General features: G+C 44.5%; 14 protein-coding genes and 1 pseudogene. 14 read left to right on the top strand and 1 reads right to left on the bottom strand.

What is annotated here, in order from left to right; translation table 11 throughout:
- Positions 1-52 precede the first annotated feature (52 nt).
- The 5 genes from larB (at position 53) to AB5Z12_RS12380 (ending at position 5,321) form a co-directional block, all read left to right on the top strand.
- Entirely contained in the window at positions 53-799 is a 747-nt protein-coding gene (gene larB, locus AB5Z12_RS12400; protein WP_118579573.1) for a nickel pincer cofactor biosynthesis protein LarB, read from the top strand.
- 48 nt (positions 800-847) lie between these two features.
- Positions 848-2,362, top strand: a complete 1,515-nt coding sequence (larC, locus tag AB5Z12_RS12395; RefSeq protein ID WP_173719427.1) for a nickel pincer cofactor biosynthesis protein LarC — start codon at positions 848-850, stop codon at positions 2,360-2,362.
- A gap of 183 nt (positions 2,363-2,545) precedes the next feature.
- On the top strand, positions 2,546-3,322 hold the full coding sequence (locus AB5Z12_RS12390; RefSeq protein WP_173774231.1) for an ABC transporter permease: 777 nt from the start codon (positions 2,546-2,548) through the stop codon (positions 3,320-3,322).
- An 87-nt stretch (positions 3,323-3,409) separates the two neighbouring features.
- Entirely contained in the window at positions 3,410-4,150 is a 741-nt protein-coding gene (locus tag AB5Z12_RS12385) for an ABC transporter ATP-binding protein (RefSeq protein ID WP_118579582.1), read from the top strand.
- Between the two features lie 70 nt (positions 4,151-4,220).
- Positions 4,221-5,321 (top strand): glycosyltransferase family 1 protein, encoded by a 1,101-nt coding sequence (locus tag AB5Z12_RS12380; protein WP_173770279.1) that lies wholly within the window; start codon positions 4,221-4,223, stop codon positions 5,319-5,321.
- 6 nt (positions 5,322-5,327) lie between these two features.
- On the opposite strand, the pseudogene AB5Z12_RS12375 reads toward AB5Z12_RS12380, so the two are convergent.
- Positions 5,328-5,447: pseudogene (locus AB5Z12_RS12375) on the bottom strand (DUF6783 domain-containing protein); the annotation flags it as partial.
- On the opposite strand from AB5Z12_RS12375, the gene AB5Z12_RS12370 reads away from it, so the two are divergent.
- The 9 genes from AB5Z12_RS12370 (at position 5,422) to AB5Z12_RS12330 (ending at position 18,777) form a co-directional block, all read left to right on the top strand.
- The gene (locus AB5Z12_RS12370; protein WP_173770280.1) at positions 5,422-6,414 is read left to right on the top strand and encodes a Stealth CR1 domain-containing protein; all 993 of its coding nucleotides are present in this window, start codon (positions 5,422-5,424) and stop codon (positions 6,412-6,414) included. The pseudogene AB5Z12_RS12375 and the gene AB5Z12_RS12370 overlap by 26 nt on opposite strands.
- Positions 6,415-6,490: 76 nt before the next feature.
- Complete coding sequence (locus tag AB5Z12_RS12365) at positions 6,491-7,765, top strand: CDP-glycerol glycerophosphotransferase family protein (RefSeq protein WP_368357378.1); 1,275 nt, start codon at positions 6,491-6,493, stop codon at positions 7,763-7,765.
- A 157-nt stretch (positions 7,766-7,922) separates the two neighbouring features.
- Complete coding sequence (locus AB5Z12_RS12360; RefSeq protein WP_118579597.1) at positions 7,923-8,339, top strand: adenylyltransferase/cytidyltransferase family protein; 417 nt, start codon at positions 7,923-7,925, stop codon at positions 8,337-8,339.
- Positions 8,340-8,406: 67 nt separating this feature from the next.
- Complete coding sequence (locus tag AB5Z12_RS12355; protein ID WP_368357377.1) at positions 8,407-9,672, top strand: CDP-glycerol glycerophosphotransferase family protein; 1,266 nt, start codon at positions 8,407-8,409, stop codon at positions 9,670-9,672.
- A gap of 83 nt (positions 9,673-9,755) precedes the next feature.
- Entirely contained in the window at positions 9,756-10,958 is a 1,203-nt protein-coding gene (locus tag AB5Z12_RS12350; RefSeq protein WP_368357376.1) for a glycosyltransferase, read from the top strand.
- 1 nt (position 10,959) lies between these two features.
- Entirely contained in the window at positions 10,960-13,248 is a 2,289-nt protein-coding gene (locus AB5Z12_RS12345; protein ID WP_368357375.1) for a CDP-glycerol glycerophosphotransferase family protein, read from the top strand.
- Positions 13,241-14,947 (top strand): hypothetical protein, encoded by a 1,707-nt coding sequence (locus tag AB5Z12_RS12340; protein ID WP_368357374.1) that lies wholly within the window; start codon positions 13,241-13,243, stop codon positions 14,945-14,947. Before AB5Z12_RS12345 ends, AB5Z12_RS12340 begins: the two co-directional genes overlap by 8 nt.
- A 42-nt stretch (positions 14,948-14,989) precedes the next feature.
- Positions 14,990-16,963, top strand: a complete 1,974-nt coding sequence (locus AB5Z12_RS12335) for an ABC transporter ATP-binding protein (protein ID WP_368357373.1) — start codon at positions 14,990-14,992, stop codon at positions 16,961-16,963.
- Complete coding sequence (locus AB5Z12_RS12330) at positions 16,954-18,777, top strand: ABC transporter ATP-binding protein (protein ID WP_368357372.1); 1,824 nt, start codon at positions 16,954-16,956, stop codon at positions 18,775-18,777. The genes AB5Z12_RS12335 and AB5Z12_RS12330 overlap by 10 nt, the downstream gene beginning before the upstream one ends.
- The last annotated feature ends 78 nt before the right edge of the window (positions 18,778-18,855 follow it).

The raw sequence follows: 18,855 nt of genomic DNA, 5'->3' as shown, positions 1-18,855 counted from the left end.
TTTTGCAGAATGCCTTTTTCAAACACGTTTTAGGAAATGGAGTGATTTGTACATGACATTAGAAGAAATCCTTGTCCAGGTGCAAATGGGAGGACTTTCTCCGGAAGCAGCAGGAAAGCTGATTCGACAGGATGGCTACAAGGAAATGGATTATGCCAAGCTGGATACGGGGAGAAAAGCCCGCACTGGTTTTGCAGAGGTGATTTACTGTAGCAATAAGGCAGATGCCCATTTGCTGAAAATATTTGAACGTTTATATATGGAAGAGGGAGAAGTACTTGGAACAAGGGCTTCCCAGGCACAGTATGAGCTGGTGAAGGAGAAGTTTCCAGAAGTTCAGTATGACCCTGTTTCCAGAATCCTGAAAATTGAGAAACCAGATAAGATTCATGAGGGAAAGGTGGCTGTCTGTACAGCAGGCACTGCAGATATTCCAGTGGCCGAGGAAGCAGCACAGACTGCAGAATATTTTGGAACTTACGTGGAACGAATTTATGATGTTGGTGTAAGTGGAATGCACAGGCTGTTTTCCAGGCTGGAGATCATTCAGGACGCGAATTGTGTTGTGGCTGTGGCTGGCATGGAGGGTGCTCTTGCCAGTGTTATGGGTGGTCTTGTAAGCCGACCGGTGATCGCGGTGCCTACGTCTGTAGGATATGGAGCGAATTTCCATGGATTATCAGCACTTCTGACCATGATCAATTCCTGTGCCAATGGAATTGCCACCGTGAATATTGACAATGGATATGGAGCCGGATATCTGGCAACGCAGATGAACCGGCTGGCGCTTGGTAAGTAAGAGACACAAATTGAAAAGCAATTTGATAAATTTGTAACGAGGAGAATTATGGGAAAATCATTATATCTGGAGTGTTATTCCGGAATCAGTGGTGATATGACAGTGGCAGCACTGCTGGATCTGGGAGCAGATCAGAAGGTGCTGGAGGATGTACTTGAAAGTATTCCGGTGCAGGGATTTGAGATAAAAGTAAGCAGGGTGACGAAATCCGGGATTGATGCCTGTGATTTCGATGTAATCCTGGATGCAGAGATAGACGGACATGACCATGATATGGAGTATCTGCATGGACATGATCATAGTCATACGCATGGGGCAGAAGAACATAATCACAGTCATACGCATGAGGCAGAAGAACATAATCACAGTCATACGCATATGGCAGAAGAACATAATCACCAGTATGAGCATAGCCATGAGGCAGCTGCAAAGAATGTGGCAGCACATGGACATGATCATGGAGATGAGATAGCAGCACATACTCACGAGCCCCATCGTCATCACAAACATCGCGGTATGAACGAAATCTGTCAGATACTTGCTGACACAAAGATGACTGACAGTGCCAGAGGTATTGCCCTTAAAATTTTTCAGATCCTGGCAAGGGCAGAAGCAAAAGCCCACAATGTTCCGGTGGAGGAGGTGCATTTCCACGAAGTTGGAGCTGTGGATTCCATTGTAGATATTTTGTCCGTGGCAGTCTGCCTGGACAATCTTGGAATTACAGAAGTCATTGTACCTGTATTATGTGAAGGAATGGGTACGGTCCGCTGCCAGCATGGCATTTTACCAGTTCCGGTTCCAGCGGTAACCCATATTGTACAGCAGTGTGGCCTGAATCTGCGGATCACTCCGGTACAGGGTGAACTGGTAACTCCTACAGGTGCGGCAATTGTGGCAGCAGTACGTACTTCCTGCAAATTACCGGAGACCTTTGCAATTGAGAAAACAGGTATCGGAGCTGGCAAGAGGACGTATGAGTGCCCGGGAATCCTGCGTGCAATGCTGATTCACCCGGAAGAATCCCATAAACCGGAAAAAGCGGTGGGAATTCCGGCAGGAAATGAAAGTGCGGCAAATGAAACTGCCAAAATTCAGACCGGTGTTACGGAAAGCGCGGATTGTGCAGATTACATCTACAAGCTGGAAACAAACATCGATGACTGCAGCGGTGAAGTACTTGGCTTTGTCATGGAGAAGCTTTTTGAGGCCGGTGCAAGGGATGTGCATTATACTCCTGTATATATGAAGAAAAACCGTCCTGCATGGCTTCTTACCGTAATCTGTAAGGAAGAAGATGTCCCGGGAATGGAAGCTTTGATTTTTGCAGAAACTACCAGTATTGGTATCCGCAGGGTCAAGATGGAGCGCACGATTTTGCCCCGGAGAAAGCGGAAAGTAATGATTCCCTTCGGTGAGGTGGAAGTGAAAATCTGCGGTTCAGAAGGAGCAGAGAAATGCTATCCGGAGTATGAAAGCCTGGCGGAAATCTGCAGAAAGACTGGAATTTCTTATGCAGAAGCCTACCAGATGGCAGTAGATGCAAGTAAGAATCTGGAATGATTGATGTTATTGGTCACGGAGTAACACAGTAACTGATTGATCGCTTCCAGGTTAAATCGCAATATTGCAACCTGGGAAAGAGTATGTTACAATACAGTTTGGCTTTTTTCCAAAAAGAAGTTTATATACGAATGCTTTGGATAAAACAGAAAGCCAAATTTTTCAAAATATAATGGAGTGAATATGAAGAAATATTTAGATAATCTCAGACAGTATCAGTTCCTGTTAAGTGAATTGGTCAAAAAAGGAATCAAGCTGAAATATCGTCGTTCCTACCTTGGTATTTTGTGGTCCATGCTAGAACCACTGCTTTCCATGGTGGTACTGACAATTGTCTTCGGAACCCTGTATGGAAACACGGACAAAACATTCCCTGTATACATTCTTTCCGGACGTCTTCTGTACAGCTTTTATTCCTCTGCAACCAAAGCTGCGCTGAAATCCATCCGATCCAATGCAGCAATGATCAAGAAAGTGTATGTACCGAAATATCTGTATCCACTTTCAACTGTAATTTATAATTATATTATTTTTCTGATCTCCCTGGTTGTGCTTGCCATTGTAGGCGTGATCCTGGGTGTGAAACCGACTATTTATCTGCTTCAGGCACCGGTTGCCCTGCTCATCATTCTGATCCTTTCCTACGGAAGTGGAATGTTCCTTGCAACTATCGGTGTATTTTTCAGAGATATTGAGTACCTCTGGTCTGTTGCCCTGATGCTGATCATGTATACATGTGCCATCTTCTATTATCCAAGCAAGCTGCTGAAGAGTGGCTGGGCATGGATCCTGAAGTTCAATCCGCTGTACTGTACCATTCAGATTTTCCGATCTGCAATATTCGGAGAGCCTATGTATGCGCCATATGTAATTTATGCAGCTGCATTCAGCGTAGTGATTACCATCATCGGACTTGTATGCTTCAAGAAAAAACAGGATAATTTTATTCTGTACATCTAGAACCTGTTTGAAAAATCATTCCCTGCAGAAAGTATTTTTCAAACACGCTCTAAACTACCATTTACAGGAACATGTTAAGGAGAAAATATGAGCAAGACAGCCATTGAAGTCGATAACGTAAGTATGAAGTTCAACCTGAGCCGTGAGAAGGTTGACAGCTTAAAAGATTATATATTTAAAACCATTAAGAGAGAAATCCAGTACAATGAATTCTGGGCTTTGAAGAATGTAAGCTTCAGCGTGGAAAAGGGAGACCGTGTAGGTATCCTTGGTCTTAACGGAGCTGGAAAAAGTACTCTTCTGAAGGTGATTTCCGGTGTATTCAAGCCTACAGAGGGTCATGTGGACAAACATGGGAAAATGGTTCCCCTTCTGGAACTTGGCGCTGGTTTTGACCCGCAGTATACAGGAAAAGAGAATATTTACCTGTATGGTGCCATGCTTGGATATACCAAGAAATTTATTGACAGCAAATATGATGAGATTGTAGAATTCTCTGAACTTCAGAAATTCATGGATGTTCCGGTGAAAAATTATTCCTCCGGTATGAAATCCAGACTTGGCTTTTCCATTGCCACAGTAGTAGAACCGAAGATCCTGATCCTGGACGAGGTCCTTTCCGTAGGTGACGCCAAGTTCCGTAAAAAAAGTGAAAAGAAGATCATGAGTATGTTTGACTCAGGTGTTACCGTCCTTTTTGTATCCCATTCTCTGGAACAGGTACAGCGCCTTTGCAATAAGGCCATGATTCTGGAAAAAGGCAAGCTGATCGCATACGGCGACATTGATCCGATCTCTGAGCAATACAGTAAAATGATAGGTGGCTGATCATGAAAAAGGAATTAACCCGGGAAGTTTCCAGATATGACAAGCTGATAAAGCGTTTAGAAGGTGAAAAATGAAAATCCTGCAGGTAGGGCTGGGAAATAATCCTGGCGGTATGGAAGCATTTGTAATGAATTATTTCAGGGAACTGGCCAGACAGGGAGTATCCTTTGATTTTGTATCCATGTATGGAACGATTGCTTATGAGAAAGAAATCCTGGAGCTTGGTGGACGGGTTTTTTATGTTCCCAATATAAAAAAAGATTACTTTGGCTATATAAAGGCCTTTCGGAAGCTCCTTTCCCGGGAGAAGTACGATGTCGTGCATGTGAATATGCTTTCAGCAGCCAATATCGTACCACTTCGCCTGGCGAAGCAGGCAGGAGTGAGAAAGGTGATCGCACATTCCCATAACGCTTCAGCACCGGGAATTGTGCGTAAGCTGATGGATGGCGTGAATCGTCCAAGAATGAAGCATTATGTGAATGAGAAGTTTGCCTGTTCCGAAAAAGCAGGCAGATGGTTGTTCGGAGATAGGGCTTTTGAACGGGGCGAAGTAACTTTGGTTGCAAACGCAATTGAGACAGATAAATATGGCTTTTCAGAGTCAAACAGGCGGAAAATCAGAGAAAAGCTGGGGATTTCTGGGGATGCCCTGGTAGTAGGGCATGTAGGCAGGTTTCAGGTTCAGAAGAATCATGAGGCCATTCTTCGTATTTTCCATGAAATCCAACGAAAAGAGCCGGCTGCAAGGCTTTGCCTTATTGGTGACGGCGAATTAAAGGAACAGATCCAGGAGCAGGCTAAAAAGGCGGGTGTCCTGGATAAAATCATATTTACGGGAGTATGTCAGGACGTGGAGCGGTACTTAAGCGCCATGGATGTTTTCCTGTTTCCTTCTTTATTTGAAGGACTTCCATTCACTCTTCTGGAAGCTCAGGCCAATGGCCTGCCCTGTGTGATTTCAGACCAGATCACAGGAGAAGCAGTACTCTCCCGGGAAAATGTGACAATGATTTCCCTGGCAGAAAGCCCGGAGAAATGGGCCAAAGCTGTATTTAAGATGAAGGAAGCCGGGAGAATCGAAAGAGAAGAAGCGGCCAGAAGGCTGGCAGAAGCAGGATTTGACATCCATAAGGAAGGGCAGAAGCTGATGCTTCTGTATGGCAGATAAGCTGACTGAGAAAGCTTTAGAGCGTGTTTGAAAAAGGCTTTCTGCAAGATGTGCGTCACAATTTCTAGACCGCAACCATTTAAAGAGCAGGAGAATAGGAATGGAAAAAATAGATTTTGTGCTCACCTGGGTGGACGGCAGTGACCCTGACTGGCTTGCACAGCGCAGGAAATATCAGCCTGGCAGGGGAACTGACGCCGGGGAGAGCAGATACCGCGACTGGGACAATCTTCAGTACTGGTTCCGCGGTGTGGAGAAATTTGCTCCCTGGGTAAATAAAATATATTTTGTTACATGGGGACATGTTCCAAAGTGGCTGAATACAGCTCATGAGAAGATTCAGATTGTAAAGCATGAGGATTTTATGGCGCCTGCTTATCTTCCTACCTTTAATATTAATTCCATAGAACTGAATCTTCACCGAATAAAAGGATTGTCAGAGCATTTTGTCTTTTTTAATGATGATATGTTTCTCATTGATTCCGTGAGACCGGAAGATTTTTTCAAAAACGGATTTCCCTGTGACTGCTGTATTGAGACCGCCCTTGTGCAGGACAATATCCGCAATCCTTTTGCCAATATTCTTATGAATGATGCAGCTCTTGCCAATATGCATTATAATAAAAAAGAAGTGATCAAAAAACAGGCAAAAAAATGGTTTAGCCCGGCTTATGGAGCAATGCTCTTCCGCAATGTGCTGATGCTGCCTTATCGTGAATTTTCCAGTTTTAAATATTCACATCTTCCAAGTCCTTTTTTGAAAGCAACCTATTGGAAAGTATGGGACGAAGAAGGCGCTGTTCTGGATGAGGTTTGTAAAAATCGTTTCCGCACAGTATTCGATGTAAATCAGTACGTGATGAAATACTGGCAGTACATGGAAGGAAAATTCACGCCCCAGTCATCGAAGCTTGGAAGATTTTATACCATAGGAAAACATGATCAGCAGATTCACCATACCATTCGCAGACAGGCGTGTAAGATGATCTGCCTTAATGATGATGTGAATGTGGGTGATTTTGAGAAGCAGAAGAAAGAAATTCAGAGAAGCTTTGAAGTGATTTTTCCGGAGAAATCGTCTTTTGAGATGTAATTGCAGAAAGCCTTTTTCAAACAGGCTCTGGTGTATCGTAATTTTATCAGGCAAATTATAGAAACGAGGGTAAGAGATGACAAAGGATTCCCTTAAAAGGAAAATAAAAGAAGAGGGTCTGGCTGGAAGTGTTCTTTATTATCTGGGCCGCTTTTGTTCAAAGGCGGAGCTTGCCCTGGTGGGAAAATGGTTCGGGAATCACGGGAAGCTCCGTCAGAACTGTATTGTGTTGAAAAACCGTACCATGCAGGACATGACAGACAATCCCAGGGCTTTTTATGAATATTTGATTCAGAATAAAATAAATGAGAACCATCAGATTATCTGGATGGTTTCCGATAAGAAAAAATGTGAGAAACTGAAATACAAGAATGTTAAATTTGTAACAGCAGAGAATAAATATGGCTGGTCCAGCCCCCTTGCTTATTATTATGGCGCTGTTGCAGGATTTTTTTTCTATACAAACAATACAGCTTACCTGAATTTTTACCATTGTAAAGGGCAGACCACAGTGAACATGTGGCATGGCTGCGGCTATAAGGATGCAGCCAAAGACAACAAGCCGCCTGCAGGAAAAAGCATGATGCATTTTGACCATGCCATGGTGCCGGGACCTGTGTTTGTGGAAACAAAATCCCGTTACTGGAACTGTGAGAAAGAGAAGATTCTTGCCCTTGGCTATCCAAGATATGACTGGATGCTCCATCCATCTGTCAGCCGTGGGGAGGCGCTGGAGAAGCTTTTTTCCCATAAGGATATGAAAACCGTGATCTGGATGCCTACTTTCCGAAAAAGTGAGGTGCTGATCAGCGCAGAGAATGAAATTGAACTTCCCTTTCAGCTTCCTGCATTGGAGAGCGAGGCGGAGCTGAAAGCACTGGATGTTCATTTAAGGGAATGCGGAATATTTCTGATCATCAAAAAACATCCCCTTCAGTCTGGCTGGTCCCTGGATGAAGGTGCGTATACCAATATCCGTTATGTGACAGAAGAAATGCTTCAGAAATCGGGCATTCAGCTGTATGAACTGGTGGGACTTATGGATGGACTGATTTCGGATTATTCCTCCATTGCAGTAGACTATATGCTTCTTGACCGACCTCTGGGCTATGTGCTCACAGACCTGGAAAGCTATCGAAATACAAGAGGATTTGTATTTGAAAATCCGGAAGCATATATGCCAGGTGAGAAGATTTACAATTTAGAGGATCTGAAGGACTATTTTTCCCATATCGCAGTGGGAGAGGATCCTTTTAAAGAAGAGAGAAGAAGATTATTGCCTGCAATGCACACTATGCCAAAGAAGTCAGGTTACTGCGAGGCACTTGCAGAGTATTTGAATATAAAGTAAAATAAAAGCAGAAGTTACCCATCCAAAAAGGTTCTAGTACATCATTTCGTAAATAATTATATCAATCGGATTCACAGACAAGTGAGTGGTATAGTTATTTAGAAAACAATGTGCTATGATTATTTTTTTGAAAAAAACAGATACAGGAGAGGGATAAATGGGAAAGGTAATCGGATACACACAGGGAACTTACGATATGTTTCATATCGGTCATCTGAACCTGATCAAAAATGCTAAGAGAAGATGTGATTATCTGATCGTAGGCGTAAATACAGATGAGCTTGTGGAAAGCTATAAGAATAAAAGACCTATCGTGCCATTGGAAGAGCGGGCTGAGATCGTCCGGTCTATTAAATATGTGGACGAGGTGATCATCACGAATACCCTTGATAAAAAAGAAATCTGGGATAAGATCCGTTTCGATGAAATTTATATCGGAGATGACTGGAAGGGAAATGAGCGCTGGGAGCGCACCGGGAAAGAGATGGAAGCCCTGGGAGCCAGGCTGGTTTATCTTCCCTACACCAAAGATACTTCTTCTACAATGCTTCGTGAGAAACTGAAAGAGTATTAATGCGGACTGATTTAGAGCCTTTTTTAAACAGGCTCTGGATTGTAATATATTAAGAAAGGTAAAATCCATGGAAAGAGCACAGAGAATTCTAAAGAAATTTTCAAAAATCCTGAAAGAGCAGGGCGCAGGACCTTTGTTCACCACATTCAAAGGCTATGTGACTTATGCTTTATATGACCGCTGGAAAGTGAGAAGACTTCGTAAATTCCCCCCGCGTATGGTGAAAAACAGAATCCTGTTTGAGACAAATGATGATTTTACAGACAATTGCCGGGCTCTTTTTGATTATATGGTTGCAAATGGATATAATAAAAAATATGAGCTTGTCTGGCTGGTTCATGAGCCGGAGAAGTATAAGAAATACCAGGCGGAGAATGTGAAGTTTGTTCGCAATTTCAAGAAGAACACGACGATCCGCAGGGCAGCAGCTTACCGCTATGCATTGACCTCAGCCTTTATTTTTTACACCCAGGCGTTTAACTGGATCGGAATGGCAAGAAAGGGTCAGACTTTTGTAAATCTCTGGCATGGCTGCGGCTACAAGGCGAACAAGAACAACCGCAAGGTATTTTTCGACTACTGTCTGGTGCCAGGAGATGTGTTTATTGAGACGAAGAAAGAGTTCTTTGGCTGCAGTTCCAGGAAGCTTCTTGCACTTGGCTATCCCCGTTACGATCAGATGATGAAGGGAAGCAACGCCGCAAGAGCATATAAGGAAAAGCTTCTGAAAGCAGCTGACAGTGATAAGCTGATCCTGTGGATGCCTACCTACCGTCATGCAAGCAGCGAGAGACTGAATGAGGAAACGCTGAACAATGAATTTAATATCCCGATCCTGGACGATAAGGAGCGGCTTCTTGCTTTTAATAATTTCTGTCGTGATAATCATGTACTTGTGGTAATTAAGAAGCATTATCTCCAGATTCCATATGACTTTGGAGAAAATGTGCTGACAAATATTGTTTACCTGGAAAATCAGGATCTGGAAGACAATGGCTTGCAGCTTTATGAGTTTATCAACTGTTCGGATGCCCTGATTTCTGACTATTCCTCTGTGGCAATTGATTATCTGCTTCTCAACAGACCTATTGGATTTACCCTGGATGACTATGATGCCTATACGGAGTCCAGAGGATGGGTATTTGAAGATCCACTGGAATACATGCCAGGAGAACATATTTACAATGTACAGCAGTTTGAACAGTTTGTTCTGGATGTCAAAAATGGAAAAGATGACTATGAGAATCAGCGTAAGGCAATTCTTGCAAAGACTCATAATGTAACAGATAATTACTGCAAACGTGTTCTGGATTATTTCAAAATTACGGTATAACAGAGAAAATACGAAAGCCTTTTTTACATGCTTCAGGATTTATCCCGCAAAAGGAGGAAGCCCCTGCAGGGGTGGTATATAACATGAAAATATGTATCTGGATAACAAAAATCTTTGATCTGGGCGGAACCAAGAGAGTGGTTTCCCTGTTGGCAAACGAGCTGGTGAAAGAGCATGAAGTGACGATCATGACTTATGAAGACCGCTTTCGTGAAGACCGCACCATGTATCATTTAAGTGAAGATATTAATGTGGATTTCATTGACAACAGCCAGTTCGTGAATAAGCATCATACCCCGGCTTTCTGCGCCCGCTATCTGGTGAAGAAGCTCAATGACAGATCTGGTATGTTTAATAAAAAAAGCTTGAATTCCATTCTTGCAGAAGCAATTTTTCCCCAAAAAACAAGAGAGAAATGGGTGGAATATTTTAATTCCCAGGATTATGACGTGATCCTTACCACAGCATCCCTAAGCCTGAGACTTGCCATGATCGCGCCCCGGCTGAAAGCCGCAACCATCGGGTGGCAGCATAACTGCTATGACGGATATCTTCATGTGAAGCCTGTCGTTTTCTGGCAGCAGGAGAACCTTCTTCAGCAGTATCTCCCAAATCTGGACCGCTACATTGTGTTGAGTGATTATGATAAGCGCGATTATATGGAGAAGCTTGGAATAGATTGTGAAGTAAAAATCAATCCCAGAAGCTTTGTCAGTGAAAAGAAGTGCGATGTGAAATCAAAACGTTTTCTCATGGCGACCCGTTTCGTATATGCCAAAGGACTGGATCTGATGATGGAATCCTTTGAAGAGTTCTGCAAAGAGGATTCGGAGTGGGAGCTTGATATCATCGGAGACGGAGATCTTTTTGACCAGATCAGAGCAGACGCGAAGAAGCGTCATCTGGAGAAGCGTGTCCATTTTGTAGGATATACCAATGAGCCTGAGAAGTATTATCTGAATTCTTCTGTTTTCCTTCTTCCATCCAGATGGGAAGGCTGGCCTATGGTGATTATGGAAGCCTTTGAGTTCGGTCTTCCGGTAATCGCTTATCATATGGGCGCCATGGATCTGATCATTGATGATGGAAAGACTGGTTTCCTTCCTGAAGCGTTTGATCCCCACAAATTTGCCCAGGCCATGCTGAAACTGGCACATGATGAAGAGCTTCGTGCCCGGATGTCTGCGAATGCCATTGCCAAGTCTGATGATTTCTCTATTGACAAGGCTGTGAAAGAATGGGACGGACTTTTTGAACGTGTAGTTGCGAAGAAGAGGGGGAAGTGACATGAAGATCACCGTGAACAACCTGAAGAAGCTGGTGAAAAGGATGGTCCGCCCGGATGAAAATTCCGGTAAAGAGAAGGACACTTTTGAGGCTGCCTTAAAGAGAGCCAGGGATGAGGCTAAATACAATCTTACTGAGGAGCTTCGGGAGAAGTACGCGGATTTTCTTGACAGTCCCATAAAAGAAAAATGTATACTATATGAGGCTTTTGGGGGCAGAGGCATGACCTGCAGCCCTCATGCCATTTTCAAGTATTTGCTGACCCAGACAGAATTTCAGGAGTATCTCCATGTCTGGGTCATTGACGATTTTTCGGATAATGAACCATGGATGGGACTTTACAGGGATTATCCAAATGTGAAATTTATTAAATTCCAGTCTGTAGAATACAGGGAATATCTGGCTACAGCCAAATATCTGATCAATAATGTAAGCTTTCCCGGATATTTTACCAAACGCAAGGAGCAGATATTTGTGGATACCTGGCATGGAATCCCGTTAAAAACCATCGGATTTGACATTCCGGCAGGCAAGGTGAGTGCAGGAAATACAGTAAGGAATTTCCTTGCAGCAGACTATCTGATCGCGCCCAATCATTTTATGACAGAGATTTATGAGAATGCGTTCAAAATGAAAACTATTTATCCCGGAAAAATTCTGGAAATCGGGCAGCCCCGTAATGACAGCTATTTTCACACAGACCGGGAGGCCATATTTAAAAAGCTGCAGATGGCAGGCGTGGAGGCAGATCCAAAGAAGAAGCTGATCCTTTATGCGCCTACCTGGAAGGGCAGCAGGTATTCCAGCCCGGATACCAGCCTGGATGCCTATGAGAAGATGATCCGTACCATCGAGGAGAATGTGGATACCAGGGAGTATCAGGTGCTGGTGAAGCCTCATCAGATTGTATACTACCACATTAAAGACACAGTAGGGATAACCGGTCAGTATATTCCTGCAACCGTAGATACCAATGAGCTTCTTCGTGCTACAGATGTTCTGATTTCCGATTATTCCAGTATTTATTTTGACTATCTGGTATCGAAGAAGCCCATTTTGTTCTTTATCCCGGATCTTGCAGAATATAAGAATTACAGAGGCTTATACTTCGGAATTGATAAGCTGCCGGGTCCTGTTGCAGAAACTTATGAGCAGCTTGGAGATTATGTGAAGGATGCCGAAAGAGCCATGGAGCCATACCGGAAGGTTTACGAAAGGGAAGCAGCCTGGGCGTGTCCGCAAGATGACGGAGAGGTCTGCCGCCGTCTTGCAGACATTGTGTTCCACGGAAAAGAGGATTCCCGGTGCATATCCTGTCAGAATGAGGCACAGCCGCCAAAGAAAAAGCTTCTGATGTATGCCGGTGATTTTTCGGAGGGAGATGAAACCGAAGCATTTCTTGGACTTGCAGAGAATCTGGATTTTCAGAAATACGATGTTACCCTGCTTGTGTGCGGTGGTGGAGATGAGTTTGCGGAAGAACAGATCATAGGTCTTCCTGCCGGGCTTCGGATCCTTTACCGTGGTCAGCCTTTTAACGGAAAAGCGGAGGAAATCGCGAAGAATGAGCTGTTTTTGAAGGGGAAAATAAAAGATATTCCACATGCTTTTTACAAGAGAGAGGCAAGGCGCCTGTTTGGAGATGCGAAATTCGACTATGCAATTGACCTTACCGGGAAAAAGAGCCTGTTTTCAGTGGTGGCAAAGGAGATGGAGGGCGTTCGGTTTTTCCAATACAATGCACGTTTTGTCAGGGAAAAACAGATTGCAAAGGAGCTGGCAGGCCAGCAGGTAATCGTATCTGCCACAGAAAGCTACTTTATCGCCAGATACCAGGGAAGCAATCCAGCTGTTATTACCGTGGAAGCCATTCCGGCACCGGATACAGAGAAAATCAATTATATCTGTATGTACCAGCAAAAAGCCCAGAACGTTCTGAAAGCCTTTTGTCGTCTGGAGAAAAATACCTGTCTTTACATTACTGGAAAAGGGAAAGGGTATCAGAAGCTGAAAGCTATGGTTTCAGATCTTCACCTGGAGGGAAGGGTAATCCTTACCGGATGGCTGGAGAAACCCTTTGCATTTATGAATCTGTGCGATTATTTTATCTGCCCGGAAGGGGAAGAAGAAAGCCTGGGTACCCTTGCTGCAAAAACCATAAATATGAAGCTGCTGGCAGAAGACTGCGCAACAGAGATGCCTTACAGCTTCCAGGCCAGATCCTGGAATCAGGAACAGAGTGAGAAGCTGGATGAGCTGATAGAAGGTAAGAGGACTTCAGATGAATGAGATAGAGAAGATTTTGAAAGATAATATGGAGGATTATGAGAGCGTGAAGCGTCAGGCTCTGAAATTCATCCATGAGAATAAGAAAGAACTTTCCAAAAACTATGCCTGCGCAGAGGTATGCGGAAATCCGGTGGATGCTTCCCATTTTTTCTTTCTTATAGATGAAAAAAAGTCTGGCAGTGATCTGTTGCTGGAAATGCTGGACTATGCGCTGAAGAATTATGTTTCCTCTGAGAAGGCGAGTGTTACGGCCTGCATAAAAGGCGGTTTTCATCTGGTGAAAAAAACAGGTGTGGACTATGTAAAAGAGGAAAGTCGTGAATATCTGGAGGCGCTTTCCCAGGCCGGTTACATTATTGGTAATATGGTTCTGCCTGGCTTTTTTGTGAAAAAAGAAACACAGGTTTATTTTAATCCCATGCTGGAAATTTATGATATGAAGTCTGTGGAGACAGCAGAGTTTCTCTCAGTTACGGCAAGGGAGCTTCTGAAAACAGATTATATCTGCGCTCCGTCTAAGAGTAAAGCAAAGGAAGCATGGCTGGAAAAATGCACCCTGGGAAAAGTCTATGATGGAAAAGTGATCATAGAGAAAAAGGAAGGATTAAAAGAAGGCAGAGGCAGTCTTCTGGAGTGTATCCGAAGTCAGAATGCAGTGCCTGGAATGGAGTTTTTCTCCCTTCGAAATCCGGAGGAAAGAAAGAAAGTCCTGATCCTTAGCAGCTGGAAAGCCGGGCGGGAGGCTAAGCTTGTTGTCCGAAAGCTTGCAGACAGTATGGACAGGGAAAAATATGATACGGTTATTTATAGTGGCTGGCTTGGAAGCAGGGGAGATGTGAAAGAATTTCTCGCCTTTGAAAAAGAGATTCCAAAAGTGATGGGCGCAGGAAGGATGACTCTGAGTGAGGAGGATTTCCTGAATTACCGTATGATTGAGAAAAATCCGGCTCTTTATCTGGAAAATCCGGAAATACGAAGATATATGCGAATGCTTGCCAGAAGAGAGTGGGGCAGGCTGTTCGGCAGCAGTTCCTGGGATGTGGTGATCATGGCTGGAAGTACAGGGTATCTGCCATATTATCTGGCAGCAGAGGCACCGGCAAAAATGAAAGTTCTGGTGGATCTTGATTTTCTGCCTTACATCCATGAAAAATATCCGGCAAGATGGCGAAAAGCCCTTACCGTATTTGACCGGATATATGCTCCGGCAGATTGCCAGCAGCTGGGAGACTACGGAAAGGAAAACCGCCTTCGAATAATGCGCCTTCCGGTACTTGCTGCAGCCAGACCAGAAGAGAACCAGGTGGAAACGGTTTCCTACAATGGTGAGACTTACCTTGTGTGTGGGAAATGGAACCTGCAGGGAGAACGTATTTCCATGAAGCTGGTACAAAAGCCGGTTCCGGGAAGTATTCTGGTAAATGGTGAGCTTGCACCAACTGCAGAGCAGAAAAAAGCATTGGAGCAGCTATCGAAGGTGCACAGGATTTATGTGCTGGGGGCACAGAGCGCCGCCTATAAAAGCTTTTTGCCAGAAGCAGTGATCCTGGATGGATATGTGAAAAAAGAACTGTATCTGCAGCCTGCAGCCTGGGAATTTTTTGGAGCTTTTGAGAGTTATGTAGGAAACCAGGCCTTGGAATATGATGCATTGGAAAGAATATGTAAAACTTTTGGAGTGAAGGAGGACATTCCTTGATTCGTTCAGGGAGTGTTCTTTTTTTATAAAATGGGGGAAAGTATGAATACGAAAAACAAAACCGGGAAATTCCGGATCATTTTCCGTTTCCTGAAAGGAAATATCCGGTTCTTTGTGGGGACGCTATTATTTTCGGTGCTGTTTACAGCATGTAATGCGTTGATCCCACAGATCGTGAAATACACAGCAGACCATATTCTGGTGCTGGATGGAATTCCGGATGGTCTGAATGTGCGGCAGACACTGCTTCTGGCAGCACTTCTGGTAGCTGCTTCGGCAGTTCTTTCGGGAGTTTTTAATTACTTAAGTAAAATGTGCCTGGCAAAAGGCTCAGAGAATTTCCTGAAATCCATCCGTGACACCTTGTATCACCACACCCAGTATCTGCCTTTTTCCTGGCATGTAAAGCACCAGACCGGGGAGATCATTCAGAGATGTACCTCTGACGTGGAAGTGATCCGTAACTTTGTGTGCAGGCAGCTGCCGGAGGTGTTTCGAATCTGTTTCCTGATCGTACTGTATCTGGGAATCATGTTTTCCATGAATGTGCAGATCACACTGGCTGCGGCAGCTTTTTTCCCGGTGATCATCGGTTATTCCTGCTATTTCTATTCCAGGATCGGGAAACGTTTTCAGGATGCTGATGAGGCGGAGGGGGCACTTTCCAGTACCGTGCAGGAGAATCTGACTGGAGTTCGTGTAGTGCGTGCTTTTGGTAGAGAAAAGTATGAAATCGACCGGTTTGATGAGAAAAATAATGCCTACTCCAATTTATGGGTATATCTTGGAAAACTGATGAGCGTTTACTGGGCATCGGGAGATTTGATCACCAACCTGCAGGTGCTGGTGGTTATGGTGACTGGTGTTGTTTTTGCCGTGAATGGACAGATCACATTGGGCGAGTTTATGGCATTTATTTCCTATAATGCGTCCCTGACCTGGCCGGTGCGAAGCCTGGGAAGGATTATTTCAGATATGAGTAAGGCTGGGGTTTCCATGGAACGTGTGGTTTATATTCTGGAGGCTGAGGAAGAGGATGCTGCTGTAAAGTGTGAAGCTAAGTGTACAGACAGAAATGAAAATGCAGAGAATATTGCGAAAAAGAAGAAGGCAGGACAGAGTGAGGCAACTCTGGATTATAAGATTCCTGCGCGGACAGCAGAGCAAACGAGTGAGGATTCCGAAAATAAAGGCTGTGGAGAAAAGCAGACTTTGGGACCTGTCAGTGGAATGAAACCTGCCATGGATGGCGATATCTGCTTCCGCGATGTATTTTTCGGTTATTCTCCAGACCACCCGGTTCTGAAAAATATCAATTTCACAATCCCATCCGGAAGCACCTTTGCAATCCTTGGCACAACTGGAAGTGGAAAATCAACTCTGGTCCATTTACTGAACCGTTTATATGATCTGCCGGAAGACTGCGGCAGTATTACCATTGGCGGTACAGACATTCGTGACATTGACCGTCAGTACCTGCGCCAGAATATCGGCATGGTACTCCAGGAACCGTTCCTTTTCTCCAGAACCATCCGTGAGAATATTGGCATCACAAAGGAGAAGCTTCTGGATGAAGAAATTCGCCATGCAGCGGAGATTGCCTGTGTAGATGAGTCAATTCTTCATTTTACAGACGGATATGACACCATCGTAGGTGAGCGTGGCGTCACTTTGTCCGGTGGACAGAAGCAACGTGTTGCAATTGCCAGAATGCTGATGAAAGAAGCTCCGATCCTGGTATTTGACGATTCCCTATCCGCAGTAGATACGGAGACAGACAACAAGATCCGCAAAGAACTGAAAAAAGAGATGGAGAAAGCAACGGTTATTATGATTTCCCACCGGATCACATCTCTTATGCAGGCTGACTGTATTATTGTGATGGACAAGGGAGAAATCCAGCAGATGGGTACCCATGAGGAACTGATCCACCAGGAGGGACCATACAAAGACATTTATGAGATTCAGATGAACAGTGACATCCGTCTCATGGAAGGAGGTGCAATGTGCGGATAGAAGAAAAAGAATATACAAAATCCATTGATATTTCCATCTGGAAAAAGGTTTTCCCTTTCCTTGCACCCCGGAAAAATGTGCTGATTATGGTAATTGTGATGAATATTCTCTGCTCCGTAGTGGATATTATCATGCCGTTATTTCAGCGACAGGCCATTGATTCCTTTATCGAGAAAAATACTCTGGCAGGACTTGGAGGATTTATTGCGCTGTATATTGCAGTGATCGTCTTTCAGATGTGGTCCGTCATCTGTTTCACCAGAGGCTGCATGACACTTGATGTGGAAACAGGCCGTGATATGAAAAGGGCATTGTTTGTTCATCTTCAGAAGCTGTCTTTTTCCTACTACAATGCAACTCCGGTTGGATATATCCTGTCCAGGGTAATGAACGACGTAGCCAGGATCACAGAGTTGATCGCCTGGGATGTGATCGATATGCTGTGGGCTATCTTTTATGTAGTGGGTGTGTTTGTTGCAATGCTGTTTCTGAACTGGAAACTGGCTTTGGTGATCATGCTGATCGTTCCAGCTATTGCAGTCCTTACCTGGTATTTCCAGAATAAGATCCTCACATGGAACCGTCAGGTGAGAAAAATCAATTCCAAGATCACAAGTGGCTACAACGAAGGAATTATGGGCGCGAAAACTGTGAAATCCCTGGTTGTGGAGGAGAAAAACTTCCGGGAGTTTGCCTCTGTCACTGAGGAGATGAGAAGTGCGTCTATCAAGGCTGCCAGATTAAATGCAATTTATATTCCGCTGGTAGTTTTCTTTGGAGCTCTGGCAACTGCCCTTGTACTGGAGCGTGGTGGCATTATGGTTCTGAATGGAAGTATGGACATAGGAACACTTGCTGCATTTACTGCATATGCAGTTGGAATTTTTGAACCAATTCAGAGGCTTGCAGGAATTTTGTCCCAGTGCATTTCTGCTCAGGCAAATATTGAGCGGGTGACCTCCCTTCTGGAAGAGAAGCCCCAGGTGGTAGACTCCCCAGAGGTTCTGGAAAAGTATGGAGATTTCTTTGATCCCCACAAGGAGAACTGGGAACCCATTAAAGGCGACATTGAGTTTGAAAACGTTTCATTCCAGTATCCCGATGGAAAAGAAGAGGTGCTCAGCAACTTCAACCTGAAAATTCCGGCTGGTACCAATGTGGCAATCGTCGGAGAGACCGGTGCAGGAAAAAGTACGCTGGTGAACCTGGCCTGCCGTTTCTTTGAGCCCACTAAGGGAAGAATCCTCATCGACGACAAAGATTACCGTGAGCGAAGTCAGTTGTGGCTGCACAGCAACATCGGGTATGTGCTTCAGAATCCCCATCTGTTCTCCGGGACTGTGATGGAGAATATCCGTTATGGAAGACTGGATGCCACTGATGAAGAAGTAAAGGCTGCTGCGAGGGCAGTTCATGCCGATGAGGTAGCCGAAAAGCTTGACAAAGGTTATGACAGTGACGTAGGTGAAGGCGGCGACCGTCTCTCCACCGGAGAAAAGCAGCTTCTTTCCTTTGCCCGCGCAGTACTGGCAGATCCCGCCATTTTCGTTCTGGACGAAGCAACCTCCTCTATCGACACCAAAACCGAGCAGCTGATCCAGCAGGCCACAGACAAACTATTGAAAGGCCGCACTTCCTTCCTGATCGCCCACCGCCTGTCCACTATCCGAAACGCCGACCTGATCCTGGTAGTCCGTGACGGCAAGATTGTAGAGCAGGGAAAACACAAGGAACTGTTGGCGAAGAAAGGCTACTATTACCAGTTGGTACGGCAGCAATTTGCGGATGAGGAGTCCAGGAAGGTACTTAGCTAAGTTGCTATTTAGTTGATTAAAAGTTCTTCAATGCGGACGCATTTGGACAATGTGTATTACTCACTCGCCGGCGCAACG

Source organism: Ruminococcus sp. RTP21358st1_G6_RTP21358_211008 (assembly GCF_040908885.1).
In the GTDB taxonomy this organism is placed as follows: domain Bacteria; phylum Bacillota; class Clostridia; order Lachnospirales; family Lachnospiraceae; genus Blautia_A; species Blautia_A faecis.
Note: the sequence above shows the minus strand (reverse complement) of the source record. Positions and strands in the feature narration are given on the sequence as shown.

Excerpts from the sequence above, each read along its gene's own strand:
- AB5Z12_RS12350 (WP_368357376.1), top strand. The coding sequence starts at position 9,756 with ATGAAAATATGTATCTGGATAACAAAAATCTTTGATCTGGGCGGAACC.
- larB (WP_118579573.1), top strand. The coding sequence starts at position 53 with ATGACATTAGAAGAAATCCTTGTCCAGGTGCAAATGGGAGGACTTTCT.
- AB5Z12_RS12385 (WP_118579582.1), top strand. The coding sequence starts at position 3,410 with ATGAGCAAGACAGCCATTGAAGTCGATAACGTAAGTATGAAGTTCAAC.
- AB5Z12_RS12355 (WP_368357377.1), top strand. The coding sequence starts at position 8,407 with ATGGAAAGAGCACAGAGAATTCTAAAGAAATTTTCAAAAATCCTGAAA.
- AB5Z12_RS12335 (WP_368357373.1), top strand. The coding sequence starts at position 14,990 with ATGAATACGAAAAACAAAACCGGGAAATTCCGGATCATTTTCCGTTTC.
- AB5Z12_RS12365 (WP_368357378.1), top strand. The coding sequence starts at position 6,491 with ATGACAAAGGATTCCCTTAAAAGGAAAATAAAAGAAGAGGGTCTGGCT.
- AB5Z12_RS12380 (WP_173770279.1), top strand. The coding sequence starts at position 4,221 with ATGAAAATCCTGCAGGTAGGGCTGGGAAATAATCCTGGCGGTATGGAA.
- AB5Z12_RS12340 (WP_368357374.1), top strand. The coding sequence starts at position 13,241 with ATGAATGAGATAGAGAAGATTTTGAAAGATAATATGGAGGATTATGAG.
- AB5Z12_RS12390 (WP_173774231.1), top strand. The coding sequence starts at position 2,546 with ATGAAGAAATATTTAGATAATCTCAGACAGTATCAGTTCCTGTTAAGT.
- larC (WP_173719427.1), top strand. The coding sequence starts at position 848 with ATGGGAAAATCATTATATCTGGAGTGTTATTCCGGAATCAGTGGTGAT.
- AB5Z12_RS12345 (WP_368357375.1), top strand. The coding sequence starts at position 10,960 with ATGAAGATCACCGTGAACAACCTGAAGAAGCTGGTGAAAAGGATGGTC.
- AB5Z12_RS12360 (WP_118579597.1), top strand. The coding sequence starts at position 7,923 with ATGGGAAAGGTAATCGGATACACACAGGGAACTTACGATATGTTTCAT.
- AB5Z12_RS12370 (WP_173770280.1), top strand. The coding sequence starts at position 5,422 with ATGGAAAAAATAGATTTTGTGCTCACCTGGGTGGACGGCAGTGACCCT.